The 710-nt window shown below is 68.2% G+C and carries 1 protein-coding gene; it reads right to left on the bottom strand.

Translation table 11 applies throughout. The annotated features are described in order from the left end of the window. Positions 1-109: 109 nt before the first annotated feature. Complete coding sequence (locus EN742_RS36755; protein ID WP_126057438.1) at positions 110-643, bottom strand: NADPH-dependent FMN reductase; 534 nt, start codon at positions 641-643, stop codon at positions 110-112. Positions 644-710: the final 67 nt, after the last annotated feature.

Here is a 710-nt window from a genome sequence, read left to right as displayed (position 1 = left end):
GGCGCCCCCAGGCCCAACCGCCTCTACATCGCCGGCACCACCTCGCTCTATGTGGTCTGGCTGATGGTGAACGGCGCCAAGACGTATTGAGCGATGGGCCCGGCCGGTGTCATCGCGAGCGGATGAAGCCGGCGAAGGCCGAGAGCGCCTCGTTCATCGCCAGCCGGTTCGCAGGCTCCGCCAGGATCGCCTCCATCTCCGGCGGCTTCTTGCCCAGCAGCGCGATTTCCAGCGCCGCTTCTTCACGGAGCGCGAACGACATCGTCCGCATGATCTCGGCCAGGGCGGCGCGCGCATAGAGCGAGCGCGGCGAGGCATGCACGAACATAGCCGGCTTGGCGACGGCGGCGTCGCGCGACACCAGCCAGTCGAGCGCGTTCTTCAGACCGCCCGGCACGCCATGGGCATATTCCGGACAGGAGACGATGACGCCGTCGGCCGCCGTGACGGCCTCGATCAGCGCTGCCGCTTCCGGTGGCGTGCGCTCGCCCTCGTCGTCCGGGTTGAAGATCGGCAGCCGGCCAAGTCCGTCATAGAGGGTCACGCGGGAGCCGGCCGGCGCGTTTTGAGCCAGCGCCGCGAGCAGCGCCGAATTGGTCGAGGCGGCGCGCAGGCTGCCGGAAATGGCAAAGATGTTGAGCAAGCGGGAACTGTCCGGGCGAATCGTGCCCGAGGCTACCACATGGTCTGCCGGTAATCCTGGTCCAGCT

Origin of the sequence: Mesorhizobium sp. M4A.F.Ca.ET.020.02.1.1, assembly GCF_004022645.1 — a bacterium.
Lineage (GTDB): Bacteria > Pseudomonadota > Alphaproteobacteria > Rhizobiales > Rhizobiaceae > Mesorhizobium.
Note: the sequence above shows the minus strand (reverse complement) of the source record. Positions and strands in the feature narration are given on the sequence as shown.